The organism is Ruegeria sp. HKCCD7628 (assembly GCF_057221005.1).
Genome location: NZ_JBWVBA010000006.1, coordinates 53092 through 68684, shown reverse-complemented (window position 1 = coordinate 68684; position 15593 = coordinate 53092). Strand labels below are relative to the sequence as shown.

At 57.6% G+C, this 15593-nt stretch carries 13 protein-coding genes; 9 read left to right on the top strand and 4 right to left on the bottom strand.

Translation table 11 applies throughout. From position 1 onward, the window contains the following. Nucleotides 1–200 precede the first annotated feature (200 nt). The 9 genes from AC2TAD_RS13825 to AC2TAD_RS13785 all read left to right on the top strand — a co-directional run bounded on the left by AC2TAD_RS13825 (nt 201) and on the right by AC2TAD_RS13785 (nt 11297). Nucleotides 201–1469 (top strand): ABC transporter substrate-binding protein, encoded by a 1269-nt coding sequence (locus AC2TAD_RS13825; RefSeq protein ID WP_480868337.1) that lies wholly within the window; start codon nt 201–203, stop codon nt 1467–1469. Nucleotides 1470–1532: 63 nt separating this feature from the next. Continuing rightward, nucleotides 1533–2540 carry a carbohydrate ABC transporter permease gene (locus tag AC2TAD_RS13820; protein WP_170355128.1) on the top strand — a complete coding sequence of 336 codons (1008 nt, stop codon included), beginning with the start codon at nt 1533–1535 and terminating at the stop codon, nt 2538–2540. Nucleotides 2541–2544: 4 nt separating this feature from the next. Further along, entirely contained in the window at nt 2545–3693 is a 1149-nt protein-coding gene (locus tag AC2TAD_RS13815) for a carbohydrate ABC transporter permease (protein WP_480868336.1), read from the top strand. A gap of 9 nt (nt 3694–3702) precedes the next feature. After that, nucleotides 3703–5358 carry an alpha-amylase family glycosyl hydrolase gene (locus tag AC2TAD_RS13810; protein WP_480868335.1) on the top strand — a complete coding sequence of 552 codons (1656 nt, stop codon included), beginning with the start codon at nt 3703–3705 and terminating at the stop codon, nt 5356–5358. Between the two features lie 3 nt (nt 5359–5361). Further along, nucleotides 5362–6450, top strand: a complete 1089-nt coding sequence (locus AC2TAD_RS13805) for an ABC transporter ATP-binding protein (protein WP_480868334.1) — start codon at nt 5362–5364, stop codon at nt 6448–6450. Nucleotides 6451–6763: 313 nt separating this feature from the next. Beyond that, nucleotides 6764–7888 (top strand): extracellular solute-binding protein, encoded by a 1125-nt coding sequence (locus AC2TAD_RS13800; RefSeq protein ID WP_170355124.1) that lies wholly within the window; start codon nt 6764–6766, stop codon nt 7886–7888. A gap of 115 nt (nt 7889–8003) precedes the next feature. Further along, nucleotides 8004–9116, top strand: coding sequence for an ABC transporter ATP-binding protein (locus tag AC2TAD_RS13795; RefSeq protein ID WP_480868333.1), 1113 nt, complete (start codon nt 8004–8006; stop codon nt 9114–9116). Between the two features lie 10 nt (nt 9117–9126). Beyond that, nucleotides 9127–10047: an ABC transporter permease gene (locus AC2TAD_RS13790; protein ID WP_480868331.1), complete on the top strand. Its 921-nt coding sequence runs from the start codon at nt 9127–9129 to the stop codon at nt 10045–10047. Beyond that, nucleotides 10044–11297: an ABC transporter permease gene (locus tag AC2TAD_RS13785; protein WP_480868330.1), complete on the top strand. Its 1254-nt coding sequence runs from the start codon at nt 10044–10046 to the stop codon at nt 11295–11297. The genes AC2TAD_RS13790 and AC2TAD_RS13785 overlap by 4 nt, the downstream gene beginning before the upstream one ends. A gap of 24 nt (nt 11298–11321) precedes the next feature. Here the strand turns inward: AC2TAD_RS13785 and AC2TAD_RS13780 are convergent, their stop codons facing one another. Genes AC2TAD_RS13780 through AC2TAD_RS13765 form a run of 4 tightly spaced genes read right to left on the bottom strand, consistent with a single transcriptional unit; the run spans nt 11322 to nt 15590 of the window. Next, the gene (locus AC2TAD_RS13780; RefSeq protein ID WP_480868327.1) at nt 11322–13241 is read right to left on the bottom strand and encodes a beta-galactosidase; all 1920 of its coding nucleotides are present in this window, start codon (nt 13239–13241) and stop codon (nt 11322–11324) included. Further along, a complete protein-coding gene (locus tag AC2TAD_RS13775) occupies nt 13238–14098 on the bottom strand; it encodes an SMP-30/gluconolactonase/LRE family protein (protein ID WP_480868326.1) in 861 nt (286 codons plus the stop codon). Before AC2TAD_RS13775 ends, AC2TAD_RS13780 begins: the two co-directional genes overlap by 4 nt. Further along, entirely contained in the window at nt 14095–14700 is a 606-nt protein-coding gene (locus tag AC2TAD_RS13770; RefSeq protein ID WP_170355118.1) for a 2-dehydro-3-deoxy-6-phosphogalactonate aldolase, read from the bottom strand. The genes AC2TAD_RS13775 and AC2TAD_RS13770 overlap by 4 nt, the downstream gene beginning before the upstream one ends. Further along, the gene (locus AC2TAD_RS13765) at nt 14697–15590 is read right to left on the bottom strand and encodes a 2-dehydro-3-deoxygalactonokinase (RefSeq protein ID WP_170355117.1); all 894 of its coding nucleotides are present in this window, start codon (nt 15588–15590) and stop codon (nt 14697–14699) included. Before AC2TAD_RS13765 ends, AC2TAD_RS13770 begins: the two co-directional genes overlap by 4 nt. Between the last annotated feature and the right edge of the window lie 3 nt (nt 15591–15593).

Genomic DNA, 15593 nt, shown 5'->3' with positions numbered 1-15593 from the left:
CTTCAAATTTGTGGCAAAACCGTTGTGAGAGGGTTTTCCTATTGGGTCAACCTGTTTCTACACGTCGTGTGTTTTATTAATTTTTTGACGAATTTTAAACCCAATATTGACAGAACTTGAATGTTAGCGGATAAAACCCGTCATTCAAAGCGCTTTGAAAACTGAGTCTCATGGGCGCGATAGAGTTGGGAGGAGAATTCATGAAACACTCGCTTTACGCAGGCGCGGCAACGTTCGCCCTGATGGCGGGCGCGGCGCATGCCGACAAGGTCACGGTGTTTGGCCCCTGGTTGGGGCCGGATCAGGAAAATGTCGAAAAGGTGCTGGACGGCTTTGCTGCTGCGACCGGGCATGAGTACGCCTATGTCGGCTCGGATAGTTTCGAACAGCAGATCCGCATCGACGCGGAGGCGGGATCTGCCCCCAACGTTGCGGTGTTCCCGCAGCCCGGTCTGGCAGCGGATATGGCCAAATCCGGATTCTTGACGCCTTTAGCAGATGGCACATCCGATTGGATTCGCGACAATTACGCTGCAGGCCAATCCTGGGTCGATCTGGGGACTTACGCAGGCCCGGACGGTGCGGACAGTCTTTACGGATTTTTCTACAAGGTCGATGTGAAATCGCTGGTCTGGTATGTTCCCGAGAACTTCGAGGACGCCGGGTACGAAGTGCCGACCACGATGGAGGAACTCAAAGCTCTGACGGACCAGATTGTGGCAGATGGCGAGACGCCTTGGTGTATCGGTCTGGGGTCTGGCGGAGCGACCGGCTGGCCCGCGACCGACTGGGTCGAGGACATGATGCTGCGTACACAATCGCCCGCGGACTATGACGCCTGGGTCGCAAATGAGATGAAATTCAATGACCCAAAGGTTATCGCGGCGATCGAAGAATTCGGAGCCTTCGCCCGCAACGACGACTATGTCGCTGGTGGGGCAGGGGCCGTGGCCACGACCGATTTCCGCGACAGTCCCAAAGGCATGTTCAGCTCTCCGCCGCAATGCTATCTGCACCGTCAGGCCTCGTTCATTCCGGCTTTCTTCCCCGAAGGCACGGTCGTGGGTGAGGATGCGGATTTCTTCTACTTCCCGGCCTATGAAAGCAAGGACTTGGGCAGCCCGGTTCTGGGTGCGGGCACGCTTTGGGCAATCACCAATGACAGCCCCGGCGCTCATGCTTTGATCGAGTATCTGCAGACCCCCGAAGCGCACGAGACCTGGATGCAGCTAACCGGGTTCCTGACACCGCATAAGGGTGTTGATACCTCGCTGTTCTCGGACCCGACGTTGAAGAAGATGAACGACATCCTTCTGGGTGCGACCACCTTCCGGTTTGACGGGTCTGACCTAATGCCCGGCGGTGTTGGCGCAGGGACGTTCTGGACCGGCATGGTCGACTATGCTGGCGGGACCTCGGCGGAAGAGGTTGCCAACGAAATCCAATCCTCCTGGGACGCGCTGGACTAAGCGTTCCTGATCGGGCAACCCGCTGGTGCGGGTTGCCTGCCACCGTCGCAAGGGAGACGCGGCATGCATCCGGCATTACAGGGCCTGCTGACCATCGCCATCGGCGTGTCAGGGTGTGTGGGCTATTTCTACCTCTCCAACCAATTTCTGGACAAAGTGCTGTTCCCGGCGCGCGGCCCGAATGCAGGGCGCAATATCAACCGCGCCAACATGATCCGGCCGTGGTTGTTTCTGTTCCCGGCGTTGGCGGCGTTGGGCCTGTATCTGGCCTATCCGGTGGTCGAAACGCTGCGCTTGTCCCTTACGGATCGGGTACCCGGTGGGGGCTATGAATGGGTGGGCCTGGAAAACTACATCCAGATGGCGAATGAGCCCAAGTTCTGGGAAGCCATGCGCAATAACATGTTCTGGTTGATCATCGTGCCGGCGCTGTCGACCGCTTTGGGCCTTTTGGTGGCGCAACTGACCGACCGCATCCGTTGGGGCAATATCGCCAAGTCGCTGATCTTCATGCCGATGGCGATCTCGTTCGTCGGGGCCTCGGTGATCTGGAAGCTGGTCTATGACACTCGCCCGGCCGAACAGGATCAGATCGGGATGCTGAACGCCCTTTATATCTTCTTTGGCGGGACCGAGCCGCAAACTTGGCTGACCATCCCGTTCTGGAACAGTTTCTTCCTGATGGTCGTGCTGATTTGGATTCAGACCGGCTTTGCCATGGTGATCCTGTCCGCGGCCTTGCGTGGCATCCCCGAGGAAACCGTCGAGGCCGCCATTCTGGACGGCGCCAACCCGTTCCAGATTTTCTTCCGTATCAAGGTGCCGCAGATCAAGACCACAATTCTGGTCGTATGGACCACGATCACGATCACCGTGCTCAAGGTCTTTGACATCGTCTTTGCCATGACCAACGGCCAGTGGGAGACACAGGTTCTCGCCAACTACATGTATGACAAGCTGTTCCGCGCCAATGACTGGGGTGTGGGGTCGGCCTCGGCCATGGTGATCATGCTGCTGGTCACTCCGATCCTGATCTGGAACGTGCGCAACGCGCGCAAAGAGATGGAGTGAGGCCATGAGCAATATTGCAGGAACCAAACCGGCGCTGCGCTGGGTCGTCCATGCCTCGGTCATATTTCTGGTCGTGCTTTGGGTTGTGCCAACACTTGGGCTGTTGATCTCGTCTTTTCGCACGGCCGATCAAATTGCCACAAGCGGCTGGTGGAAATCGCTTTTCCCGTCCGAACAGAACCTGACTTTGCGGTCCACCGCGCCGGACACACAGGTTCTGGAAAACGGGGTTTACGTGATCGAAGGCAACCTGTTTGACGCGGGAACGACGGCTACGATCTCTCAATGGGGTGTCAGCTCTCGGGCCGTGGATGCGTTTGTTCCGGGTGATACCGCTGAGCTGCGCCGGGGTGGTACGATCACTGTGGACGCGCAAGGCAACTACAGGATGGAGAATTCGGAAGAATTTACCGGCGGCCGGGGCGCCCGTGTATTCGTGACCGCAGAATTGCCGCCCGAGTTCACGTTGGCCAATTACCACAAGGTTTTGTTGGCTGAAGATTCTTCTGACAGCATGGGGCGGGCGTTCTTCAATACTCTGACTGTGACCATCCCGGCGACAATCATTCCGATCTTGGTGGCCGCCTTTGCGGCCTATGCGTTGGCGTGGATGGATTTCCCCGGCCGCGCCCTGCTGATTGCTGCCGTAGTTGGATTGTTGGTGGTGCCGTTGCAACTGGCGCTGATCCCACTTTTGAAATTCCACCTCAATATCGGGATCGGGAAAGGCTATCTTGGGGTTTGGATGGCCCATACCGGGTTCGGGATGCCGCTGGCAATCTACCTGCTGCGCAACTACATGGCTGGCCTTCCCCGAGACCTGATCGAAAACGCGCGGGTTGACGGAGCGACCGAGTTTCAGATCTTCACCAAACTGATCCTTCCGCTCAGTTTCCCGGCGCTGGCCTCTTTCGCGATCTTCCAGTTCCTGTGGACTTGGAATGATCTGCTGGTCGCCAAGGTCTTTTTGATCGACGCGTCGGGTCAGACCACCGTCATGACCAACCAGATTGTCGAGTTGCTGGGCACGCGGGGCGGCAACTGGGAAATTCTGGCCACGGCGGCCTTTGTCTCGATCGCCGTGCCGCTGATCGTTTTCTTCGCAATGCAAAAATATCTGGTCCGGGGCCTGCTGGCCGGATCCGTCAAATAGAGGCTTCTGATGAACGTGCAGAACACTGTGGACACAACGAAGGCAACCCAAGCAGCGTCCGATTGGTGGCGTGGCGGTGTGATCTATCAGATCTATCCCCGCAGCTTTCAGGACAGCAACGGCGACGGAATTGGCGACCTGAGGGGGATAACTCAGCGTCTGGGCTATATCGCCTCGCTTGGGGTCGATGCGATCTGGATATCGCCGTTCTTCAAATCTCCGATGAAAGACTTCGGATATGATGTCAGCGATTACCGCGATGTCGATCCGATGTTCGGAACGATGGCGGATTTCAAAGAGCTTCTGGATCAGGCGCATGGGCTTGGGCTGAAAGTGATGATCGATCTTGTGTTGTCGCATACCTCGGATCAGCACCCGTGGTTCAGCGAAAGCCGGTCCAACCGCGAAAACGAAAAGTCCGATTGGTATGTCTGGGCGGACCCGAAACCGGACGGAACGCCGCCAAACAACTGGTTGTCGATCTTCGGAGGCTCGGCCTGGCAGTGGGACTCGCGGCGATTGCAGTATTATCTGCACAACTTCCTGACTTCGCAGCCCGACTTGAATTTCCATTGCCCGGCGGTTCAGGACGCCTTGCTGGATGTGGCCCGGTTCTGGTTGGATTTGGGCGTCGATGGGTTCCGGCTGGATACGATCAACTTCTACTTCCACGACATGCAGCTGCGCGACAACCCCGGCTTGCCGATGGATCAGCGTAACGCCTCGATTGCGCCGATGGTGAATCCCTATAACCATCAAGATCACCTTTTCTCCAAAAGCCAGCCCGAGAATATCGCCTTCCTCGAACGGTTGCGTGCGTTGACCGACGAATATGAAGGCCGTGCCTGTCTGGGTGAGGTCGGAGACGCGCAGCGCGGGCTTGAGATCATGGGAGAATACACCACCGGCGATAAACGGATGCACATGTGCTATGCCTTCGAGTTTCTGGAAAAACGTGCATTGACTGCGTCTTACGCCAAACAGGTTTTCGATCAGTTAGAGGACAAGGCCGGTGATGCGTGGCCTTGCTGGGCCTTCTCGAACCATGATGTTCAGCGACACGCGACGCGTTGGGGATTAAGCGACGAGGCCGTTCGACAGCATGCGGTTCTGATGATGTGCCTTCGCGGCTCTGCCTGCCTGTATCAGGGTGAGGAACTGGGTCTGCCCGAGGCCGATGTAGCGTTCGAAGATCTGCAAGATCCTTACGGCATCGAATTCTGGCCCGAATTCAAAGGCCGCGACGGATGCCGCACGCCGATGGTCTGGGCCGCGCAGGACGAGCAATCGGGATTTAGTGCCGGTCGTCCTTGGCTGCCCGTCAGCCCGCTGCAAGCCGAGCGCGCGGTAGACAGGCTGGAGCAGGACCCGAACTCGATGCTGCATCACTATCGCCGCGCGATTGCGCTGCGACATGCGCATCCGGCACTGATGTCCGGGGAGCAGATGCAGATGGCCCAGACCGGCCCTGTTCTGACCTTCCTGCGCGACGCCCCGACTGAACAGGTTTTCTGTGCCTTCAATTTGGGCTCGGATCCGACCCAAATCACATTGCCAGAGGGGAACTGGTACGTAATCGGGGAGGAGTTGGGCAGCGTCGACGGGGAAGGGGCACTGTCCCTCGACGCTGCGCAATTCTGTCTGCTGGCGCGGGACAAGGGGTAGGTTATGTCGGAACTCAAACTCACGGACGTGGCCAAGACTTATGGTCATGTGGATGTTCTGAAGAACATCAACCTGGACATTGACCGGGGCGAGCTGATCGTTTTCGTCGGCCCTTCGGGCTGCGGTAAATCCACCTTACTACGTATGATTGCAGGGCTGGAGAAGATCTCGGGCGGGACGCTTGAGATCGAGGGGCAGATGATGAACGATGTGCCCCCGGCGCAGCGCGGCATTGCGATGGTGTTCCAAAGCTATGCGCTTTATCCCCACATGACCGTGCGCGAGAATATGGCCTTTGCCCTCAAGATCGCCAAAATGCCTGCGGCGGATGTGGATGCCGCGGTCGAACGGGCCGCCCAGATCCTTCAGCTTGAACCGTTTCTGGACCGCCTCCCCAAGGCTCTGTCCGGGGGGCAGCGTCAGCGGGTTGCCATTGGGCGGGCCATTGTACGCGATCCCAAGGTGTATCTGTTCGACGAACCGCTTTCGAACCTCGACGCGGCCCTGCGTGTTGCGACGCGCATTGAAATTGCGCGCCTGAAAGAGGCAATGCCCGACAGCACAATGATCTACGTGACCCACGATCAGGTTGAGGCCATGACATTGGCCACTCGGATTGTTGTTCTGGCCAACAAGGGTATCGCACAGGTGGGTACTCCGTTGGAGCTGTATGAAACACCCGACAATGAGTTTGTCGCGCAGTTCATAGGCTCTCCGGCGATGAACCTGTTGCCAGGTGTCATCGTGCAAACTGGTTCCGAGACGGTGGTTGATCTGGATTCAGGCGGAACGGTTACAAGCAGTATCGCGACCCAAGAGCAAGACATGGGTAAGCAGGTCAATGTCGGCATCCGGCCCGAAGACTTTGTACCCACCGATGAAAGCCCTGCATTCGAAGGCGTTGTCGATTTCACAGAAGCATTGGGCGAGGTGACTTTGTTGTATTTCGAGAGCCGTAAAGGTGCCGAAGCCGTCATTGCCAAATTGCAAGGGATTCAACGCGGCAAAAGAGGGCAAACAGTCGGAGTCACGGCTAGCCCTGAGAAAGTTCACTTGTTCCATGATGGCAAAAGCATGCGCGCAACATCCTGATTCTTCTGAAAATCACTAAAGCACTCTCATATCTGGTTTTGCCTGCTTCACTCGACTGGTAAACGGGTCTGCTCCGTTTTGCCTCATTTATCGGCATGTGGATCAAGCGGCATATTTTTAACGTTTCTGCAATTTTGATGTTTTCGGGCCAGAGCCGTGCATTTGCTGAATTGCGCACAGGATCGTGCAAGAGAGCAGCGCAAACTGGACCTATGAAAACTGATAACTGTCACTTTTGGACTGACAGAGGTCTCGCAAAGGTCTAGCGTGTAAACACAAAAACAAAAAACTAATGAAAACGGGAGATACAACTATGACTGAATTCAAGACCCTGTCCCGGCGGACAGTCCTGAAAGGCGCTGGTGCGGCGGCGCTGGCTGCCCCGCTTTATAGCAAAAGCGCGCTGGCCTCGTCGGGTGAAATCAACATCCTGATGTGGTCGGACTACCTGCCGCCGTCCTTCCTGCAGGAGTTTGAAACTCTGACCGGAATCAAGGTCAACTATACTGGTATTGGTTCGAACGAAGAGATCATCAACAAGATGAAGGCCACCAAAGGCCAGGGCTTTGACATCGTCTCGCCCACCAACAACCGGTCCTTGCAGTGGGAACCGCTGGAGCTGTTGCAGCCCTTCGACATGAACAAGGTGCCGATTGATCTGGTGAACCCGGCGATGGCCGCAATTGGCACGGATGCGTGGAACTTTGGCGATGCGGGCGTGCATTGGCTGCCGCATATCTGGGGTACCGAGGGCATTGCCTATCGCACCGATCTATGGCTGCCCGAAGGCGATGCGCCGTCTTATGGCGATGTATGGTCCGAGGAGAACGCGGGCAAAACCATGGGTCGCGCGCATTCGATGATGCTGGGCGCAGGTCTTTACATGGAACGTTCCGGTGAGATGGAACCGGGTTCGGTCTGGGCCGCTTATGGTGACGAAGACACCATGCGCAAGGTTTGGGGCCAGATCGCCGACTGGTGCATCGAGCGCAAGAACCGGATCAAGCTGATCTGGAATGACGCGGATACTCAGAAAAACGGTCTGCTGAACGAAGGTGTTGTGGTTGGTCAGACTTGGGACGGCCCACCGCTGGCGTTGAAATCGGCAGGCGAGCCTGTACACTACCAAGCCCCTGTCGAGGGTGCGATGGCCTGGGTTGACGGTATGTCGATTCCGACCGGTGCGACGAATATCGATCAGATCTATGCCTTCATCGACTTTGCCTATCAGGCGAAGCCGGCTGGTGTGGCGATCGACAGCCACGGCTATAACTCGCCAGTTCTGGGTGCCGATCAATATTCGGGCGACACCTACAAGAAGAACTTTGCCGAGGCTTATCCGGGCGACTCGCTGGCCAACCTCAACCCGTGGCCGGCTGAGGCACCGTGGTACGCCGAAACCCGGACTGAGTTCGTCAACAAGTTCAAAAGCGCCTGATCGCTTTGAAACGACGCCCTCCGCGATGTCGCGGGGGGCCATCCATCCGTGCGCTTTGGCGTGACGGACACTATATCGGTGTGGTCCCCATCCGCACCAGACGGAGATACCTAAAATGAGTGCAGGGGTCGGTGTAGATCTGGAAAACCTGTGGATTCGGTTCGGCGATTTCGTCGCCGTGCGGGATGCTAATGTGAACATCAACGGGGGGGATTTCTTTTCGTTCCTTGGCCCTTCGGGCTGCGGCAAGACGACGATCTTGCGGGCTGTTTCCGGCTTTCTTGATCCCAGCGAAGGCAAGGTTCTGATCGGTGGCAACGACATGCGCGGGATCGGCCCGAACAAACGGCCCACTGCACTGATCTTCCAGAACCTCGCGCTGTTTCCGCTGATGAAGGTCTGGGAGAACATTACCTTTTCCATGGAAATAAAAGGTGCCAGCGCCAGAGAGCGCCGTAAACGCGCGGATGAGTTGCTGGACATGATCGCCTTGCCGGGGCAGGGCGACAAACTGCCTAGTGAACTCTCAGGCGGCCAGCGTCAGCGTGTGGCCATCGCGCGCGCCCTGTGCGCCGAACCCGACGTATTGCTGCTGGACGAGCCGCTCTCGGCGCTGGACCTGAAGCTGCGCCAGCATATGCGCACCGAACTGCGCGAGATTCAGCAACGTGTGGGGATTACTTTTATTTACATCACCCACGATCAAGGCGAGGCGCTGACCATGTCCGACAACATCGCCGTGATGCGGGCGGGTGTGATCGACCAGATTGCTGACGGCAAGACGATTTACAATGACCCAAACACGGCTTTTGCGGCCTCGTTCGTCGGGGAAAACAACGTGTTCCGAGGCAAGATCAGGCAGGTCATGGGGACTGAAGCCGTGATCTCGACCAATCGCACCGGCGATCTTGTAGCGCGGATTTCAACCGCCAATCAGGGCAAGATGCGCGAAGGAGATGAGGCAATGATGTTCGTCCGACCCGAAGCCTTTGCTATCGCTTCCGATGACGCCCCGGGCGACCATTGCGTTACGGCACGTGTGAAGCACGAAGAATTCGAAGGCAACGTCTTCAACATTTTCACCGAAGGCGACGGTGGTAAAGAGATCAAGGTATCCCTGCCCAATGTCGGGCAATCCTTCGAGGATCACACAGGCCAGACCATCCGGCTGGAATACGAGACCCGCAACGCGGTTCTGGTTCCGGCAGGTGAGCTGGCTGCGGAATAGGGGAAATCACATGCCCCGTTTCCTGAAAGAATTCTTCAACCGCAATGGCACAGGCATGGGGCTGGCGATTCTGGGTCTGGTGATCTTCTGGACCATCGGCCTGATCATCCTCCCTCAGTTGTCGATGCTGGATTTCTCATTCCGGCCCAACCTGCCTCCGCCCGAGATTGGCGGGCCAAAGGATGTCTATACGCTGGAGAACTACAAATACCTGATCTACGGCCCCGAAGGCGGCAGTCAGGACTATAACGCAGTTGATCTGCGCGTGTTTTTCCGCACTTTGCTGGCTGCGATCTGTGTGACGATCTTCAACCTGATCCTGTGCTACCCGATCGCCTATTATCTGGGTCAGTCCAAAGGCAGCCACATCCGCATCTTTGCGATCATGCTGATCATCCCCTACTGGATTAACGAAATCCTGCGTGCCTTTGCTTTGCGGATTATCTTTGGCGAGACAGGTGTGCTGAATACCTTGTTCATGGGGCTGGGCATCTGGGATACGCCGTTTGACTTTATCCGCAACGATATCGCGCTCTATGCAGGGCTTGGCTATGCCTACATCCTGCTGATGATTTTTCCGATCTATAACGTGATCGAAAGTCTGGACCACAATCAGATCGAGGCCGCGCGGGATCTGGGTGCGCCCTGGTGGCGTATTCACTGGCGGGTAGTTATTCCTTACGCCAAGCCGGGGATCAGCTCGGGCTGTACGATGGTGTTCATGCTGTCGGCCGGTGCGCTGGCCGCGCCGCAGATTCTGGGCGGGCCGTCCTCGCTGTGGTTCACGCAGCTGATCTATCAGCAGTTCAACGATAATAATGACTGGCCGCAGGGGGCCGCCTACGCCATCGTGCTGCTGGTGACCTGTATCCTGTTCGTGCTGGCCGTGATGCGCCTGTTCAAGGTGAATATGGGGGATATCGGGAAATGAACCTGTCCTTCCTGCGTATCAGCATCTGGGTCTATCTGGCGATCTTCTTCCTGTATCTGCTGGGCCCGCTGGTGATCATGTCAGTCACAGCCTTCAACTCGTCCGCATTCCCACGGATGACCCCGTGGGAATGCCTGACCTTCCAGTGGTTCGGAGAACTGTTTCAAGATCAGCGTATCCTGAACGGCATCAAGAACTCGCTGATCATCGGGGCCGGTACGGTGGTTTTGTCGGTTGCGATGGGGCTGGCGGGGGCGCTGATGCTGACCCAAATCTGGCCCAAGCTGCGCGCGACTTATTACACTATCATCATCGCGCCGATCCTGATCCCCGGCGTTGTGCTGGGGATTTCGACACTGGTGTTCTGGGACCGGATCAACCGGATGCTCGGGCTGGGCGCGGATAGTGTGTTGTCGAACGGCATCTTCCTGACGGTGATTGGCCAGTCCACCTTTATCGCCAGTTACTGCATGCTGGTGCTGGTGGCGCGTCTGCAGCGTTATGACGTGGCCCTGACCGAGGCCGCGCTGGACCTTGGTGCGACCCATGCGCAGGCATTCCGCAAGATCCTGCTGCCGTTCATGCGACCCGCGATTGCAAGCGCCGCAGTGCTGGCATTCCTCGCGTCGTTCGAGAACTACAACACGACCACTTTCACCTTTGGCGAATACCCGACGCTGACCATCGAACTGGCGCAAAAGGTGCGGTACGGAATCACGCCTTCGATCTCGGCTTTGGCCTTCATCATCGTGGCGCTAACTGTGTTCTTTGCTCTGCTGAATGAGGCCAAGCTGAAACGGCAGGAGCTGGTGGCTGCCGCGCGCAAGAACGCCACGGTCGAGGAATTGGCGGGCAAGATCAAGTTGCCCAGCTTCTTCGCGGGTAACGTGGCGGCCCTTTTGGTGGTTGTCTTCGGCGTGGCCACGATCACCGTGGTTGGTACCGCGACAGCCTATAACCCTGCGCAATGCATCGCCAACGTCAAAGAGCTAAAGCAGCTTGAGGCTGAGCAGCGTATTCAGGAACTGCGCAAGCAACGTGAAGAACGCCGCAAACAGCGCGAAGCGGAAGAGGCCGAACGGGGTGGTGCGCAATCAACGCCGAAACCGTCAAACAATAGCGGGTTTGGCAATGTGTTTGCACCGAACACGTTGGGCGGAGGCGACGAGGAGTCGAGCTCGGAGCCGCAGCCGTCGACAAACGGTGGGTTCGGCGGGGCCTTTGATCCGAACAGTCTGAAGACAGACTAGCGACGTCAATCACGCCCGCCGGGATTATCCTTCGGCGGGCGTTTCTTTCTCAACGATCAGTACATCACAGGCATCAATCACGTGCCCGTTCCACGTGACCGGTGTCGCGTTGTAGTTGATCAGGAACACGTGGTGTTCAGTCTCGCGGCGGCGCAGGCCACCGGGAACAGGATGCAGTTTCAAACCGGTATGTTGGGCCGCCATTTGAACGACGCGATCCCATAGAGGCTCATCGGGAAACCCAGCGAGGTACCAAAGGGTATCTGTACCTGTAAGCGCGGGGGTGCCATCTGCATGAGTCAACAAGGCCGGAGCTGTTCCCGACAACCGCTCAACCCAATGCTGGGCCGCACCACCACCTGTGACGTTTCGTTGGATCGACGGTGGCAAGGTCTCAATCAGATCAACTTCGCTGTCCAATCCGGTTAATCCGGGGCGGCTTGTGCTTGGGATCTGAAAATCGTGTGTGATCGCCCCACTGCGCGGTCCAAGGATCGCCAGAGTGCATCCCTTTTGGATGCGATGTTCAAGGTCTTCGTCGATTGTCGCCAGGCCCGGTGCCAGAATGATTTTGTATCCGTTCTCTGGGATTGTGTCGGGTGAAAGGAAATCCACCGACAGCCCCGCCCGGCGCAGGGCGCGATAGGCCGAGAACACCAGCCGGAAGTAATCAAACCCAGCTCCTTGAGGCTGTGTCGCCCATGCCCAATCCGAGGCATAGTCGAACAGAATGGCAGCGTCTGCCCTTGTTTGGGCCACCGGACCGATTTCGGCTAAGGTGTCTGCAGTTTCCCGCGCTTCAGTTAATCCGGGGGCCGGGCGATCATTCGGCGTCAAAAGCCCGGCATGCATCTGTTCTTGTGCGAACGGTGCCTGACGCCAGCGGAAGTAGCTGACCACCTCGGCGCCATGGGCGACAGCCTCAAGCGACCAGAGCTTGACCATACCCGGCAGCGGCGCCGGGTTGTATGGGGCCCAGTTCACCGGGCCGGGTTGTTGCTCCATCACCCACCAGCGACCCCGCCCCACCGCGCGGTAGAGGTCGTGGTGGAAGGCTTGCATGTCAGGATCACCCTGTTGCAAAAAGGCGGTCTTGTGCGCCTCATCCTCCTCAAGACGGTCCGACAGAAAACCGATCGGATAGCTATCCCACGTGGCGATATCCAAGTCCTCGCCCACCTTGAAATGGTCGAACTCCAGCACGCGACCCATGTAATTGTGCAACAACGGCGCGTCGGTCTGCCCGCGTAACACGTCCACTTGTGCTTTGTTGAACACCACCACCTGATCCGAGCTGAACCGGCGAAAGGCCAGAACATGGGCGGGGTTGGGTTCAGTCACAGTCAGGTTGGGCAGGTCAATCTGGTCGAACCCGTCATATTCCATCGACCAGAACACATTACCCCACGCCGTATTTAACGTGTCAATCGAGCCATATTCCGCTTCAAGCCAGTTCTGAAACGCGGCAAGCGCGACTGGGCTATAGCTGAGGGTGGTTTCGTGGCAGCCGTATTCATTGTCGATCTGCCATGCTGCGATATGAGCGTTTCGGCCATAGCGTTCGCCCATGATACGGGTGATCCGCGCGCATTCCGCGACATAACCTTCATGGCTAAAGCAGTAGTGCCTGCGAGAACCAAATTTGCGTGGGCTTCCATCCGGATTCATTGCCAGCATGTCAGGATGTTTCTCAATCATCCACCGCGGAGGTGTGGCAGTCGGGGTTCCCAGAACCACTTTCAGACCGGCTGCACCGAGTGTTTCAATGGCCCGATCCAGCCAGTCGAATTGCAAATCGCCTGGAGTAGGCTCCATCCGACTCCAGGCGAATTCGCCAATGCGTACCCAGGACAGCCCGGTCTCGACCATGCGGGCGGCATCCTCAGCCCAATTTTCTTCTGGCCAGTGTTCGGGGTAATAGCAGACGCCGAGTTCGGGAGTCATAGGATCACTCTGTGTTCTGGCTGTCCTTGCCCCGCATTTGGTGCGGCAAAGGTCATACCGTTTGTGGGATGGTTTCTAAGCGTTTCGGCATCCAGCCCTTGGCGCGCGGTTGTGCAGAAAAGGGTTGTCAAATCGTCGCCTCCAAACGCCGGGCATGACGTATGCGCCGCGTCAAAGGTCACGGCTTTCAGGAACTGCCCATCAGGAGAATACACTGCGACGCGATGCGCACCCCATTGCGCGATCCATATCTGGCCTTCGGTATCTACCACCGCGCCGTCAGGGTTCAGGTGATCATCGCGCAGGTCAAGGAAAACGGTGCTGTCGCCTTCCGGCCAGCCAGTCTGAGGGTTCAGCGACCAGCGCATAACCTGTTTGGTCATTGTGTCAGAAAAATAGGCACAGGATCGGTCCGGCGCGAAACAGATGGCGTTAGAGATCGTGACATCTGGCACCAAACGGCGGACTTCGCCGCGCCAGAACCGATAGATCGATCCAGCCCCATGTTCCGCGTTCTTGCCCATCGTTCCGATCCAGAACCCGCCCCACGGATCAGCCCGGCCATCATTCGAGCGCGTTATGGAATTCTCTGCCTCTAGTGTTGCGATCAACTCTTTTTCGCAAGTGTCCAGGCTGAACCGCCACAGGCCGGTTTCAGACGCAATAAGCAGCACGCCCCGGTTGACCCACCCTGCGGCTGAGACATGTTCATCGAATTGCCAGCTTTGGGGCACACCGTCACGTTGCGTGAGCAGCCGTTTGCCAAGAATGTCGAACCAGAACAGCTGTCGCCGACCGGGGTGCCACAGCGGCCCCTCGCCCAGCTCGCAGGGGCGATCGTCGTAGACGGAGTTCATCCAACCGCCTTGTCATAGGCCGCAACGATCTTGCGGGCGCGCTCGGCAATCTCAGACACTGACATACCCGGTTTGAACAGGGCTGATCCTATGCCGAACCCATCTGCGCCGGCGTTGATCCACTCGCCAAAGTTTTCAGGGCCTGCGCCACCGACGGCGAAGACTTGTGTGCCTCCAGGCAAAACGGGGCGCAATGCAGCCAAACCCGCGGGGCCTGCCATTACGCCGGGAAACAGCTTAAGGCCGGTTGCCCCGGCCTTGAGAGCATTGAACGCTTCGGTAGGTGTATAGATGCCAGGCCAGCTTTGCAGGTTCAGACTGACCGATCGTTTGATGACATCGATGTCGCAGTTCGGTGAAACGATCAGCTTACCTCCGACAGCGGCCACGGCCTCCACTTGATATGTGGCCAAGACTGTACCAGCGCCAATCAGGGATTTTTCGCCGTATTTGTCGGCTAGAATCCCGATGCTATCGAGCGGGTCGGGAGAGTTCAGCGGAACTTCGATTTTGTCGATGCCAGCGTCGATCAGGGTGGCGCCTACATCTGCAGCTTCGGTAGGACGCAGCCCTCTGAGAATGGCGATGATGGGTCTGCTCATGCTGTTTGCCTCGTGCGGTTCCGGGCTTGCCGCAGACCCTCCAGAGTGGCCTGGGTATTGTTCGCAATTTCAGCAAATGCGCCCTGCTGTTTAAGCGCGTGCGCATAGATTCTAGAAAGGTTGTCGGCCCCGATGATTGCGATTTGTTGCCCCAGCCAGTAGGGGCGCGTGGCGGCCAGTTCTGCCCCGATGAGGTAACCTGACAATCGCGCGCGCGCGGCGCCCGGATCATCTGCGTTCAACAAATCCGATGCGCGCAGCCCAAACAAGCGCGCCGCCATCTGTTCGGGTTTCGACAGGGTGTCCGCCGTGGCCTCGGCAAAAGCGTCCTGATCCCAGCCGTCACTGACTGAGTGTCTGAGAACAGATTGCTCACTAAGCAGACTGAACATCTCGCCTGTCATGAAAGTTCGGAAGCTGACGACCTCGTCGGCGCTGACTTGGACCCATTTGGTATGCGTTCCGGGCAGGCATATCACACCATCCCAGTTCTTGCGCCCAGACAGGAAACCAGCGATTTGCGTTTCCTCGCCACGCATCACATCTGGCGGGGCAGCCTGTTTCAGGCCGGGTACCACAAAAGCGCGAATGCGGGGGTCTGTATTTGGTACACGAATAGGCGTTTCAGGCACCGGGGCCGTTGGCACGGCCGAGTAGGGGGCCTCAACCCAACCCTGGCGCGCACCGACCATGCCGCAGGCGACGACATCGACCGGTGCGTCCCCTAACCAGTCATCGATCAGTTCCAACAGCGCGTTTTGAAACCCATCTTTCGGAAGCTTACCCATCCCTTTGTCGGATTGAGCCTGATCCAGAACGTTGCCGCCCTGCATGGCCCAAACCCGCAAGTGAGAGGTGCCCCAATCCGCTGCAATCCATTCAATACTCATGCT

What these genes read in the sequence shown, in the direction of transcription:
- AC2TAD_RS13795 (WP_480868333.1), top strand. Translation starts at nt 8,004, where the DNA reads ATGAGTGCAGGGGTCGGTGTAGATCTGGAAAACCTGTGGATTCGGTTC.
- AC2TAD_RS13815 (WP_480868336.1), top strand. Translation starts at nt 2,545, where the DNA reads ATGAGCAATATTGCAGGAACCAAACCGGCGCTGCGCTGGGTCGTCCAT.
- AC2TAD_RS13775 (WP_480868326.1), bottom strand. Translation starts at nt 14,098, where the DNA reads ATGAACTCCGTCTACGACGATCGCCCCTGCGAGCTGGGCGAGGGGCCG.
- AC2TAD_RS13810 (WP_480868335.1), top strand. Translation starts at nt 3,703, where the DNA reads ATGAACGTGCAGAACACTGTGGACACAACGAAGGCAACCCAAGCAGCG.
- AC2TAD_RS13825 (WP_480868337.1), top strand. Translation starts at nt 201, where the DNA reads ATGAAACACTCGCTTTACGCAGGCGCGGCAACGTTCGCCCTGATGGCG.
- AC2TAD_RS13780 (WP_480868327.1), bottom strand. Translation starts at nt 13,241, where the DNA reads ATGACTCCCGAACTCGGCGTCTGCTATTACCCCGAACACTGGCCAGAA.
- AC2TAD_RS13790 (WP_480868331.1), top strand. Translation starts at nt 9,127, where the DNA reads ATGCCCCGTTTCCTGAAAGAATTCTTCAACCGCAATGGCACAGGCATG.
- AC2TAD_RS13800 (WP_170355124.1), top strand. Translation starts at nt 6,764, where the DNA reads ATGACTGAATTCAAGACCCTGTCCCGGCGGACAGTCCTGAAAGGCGCT.
- AC2TAD_RS13805 (WP_480868334.1), top strand. Translation starts at nt 5,362, where the DNA reads ATGTCGGAACTCAAACTCACGGACGTGGCCAAGACTTATGGTCATGTG.
- AC2TAD_RS13785 (WP_480868330.1), top strand. Translation starts at nt 10,044, where the DNA reads ATGAACCTGTCCTTCCTGCGTATCAGCATCTGGGTCTATCTGGCGATC.
- AC2TAD_RS13765 (WP_170355117.1), bottom strand. Translation starts at nt 15,590, where the DNA reads ATGAGTATTGAATGGATTGCAGCGGATTGGGGCACCTCTCACTTGCGG.
- AC2TAD_RS13770 (WP_170355118.1), bottom strand. Translation starts at nt 14,700, where the DNA reads ATGAGCAGACCCATCATCGCCATTCTCAGAGGGCTGCGTCCTACCGAA.
- AC2TAD_RS13820 (WP_170355128.1), top strand. Translation starts at nt 1,533, where the DNA reads ATGCATCCGGCATTACAGGGCCTGCTGACCATCGCCATCGGCGTGTCA.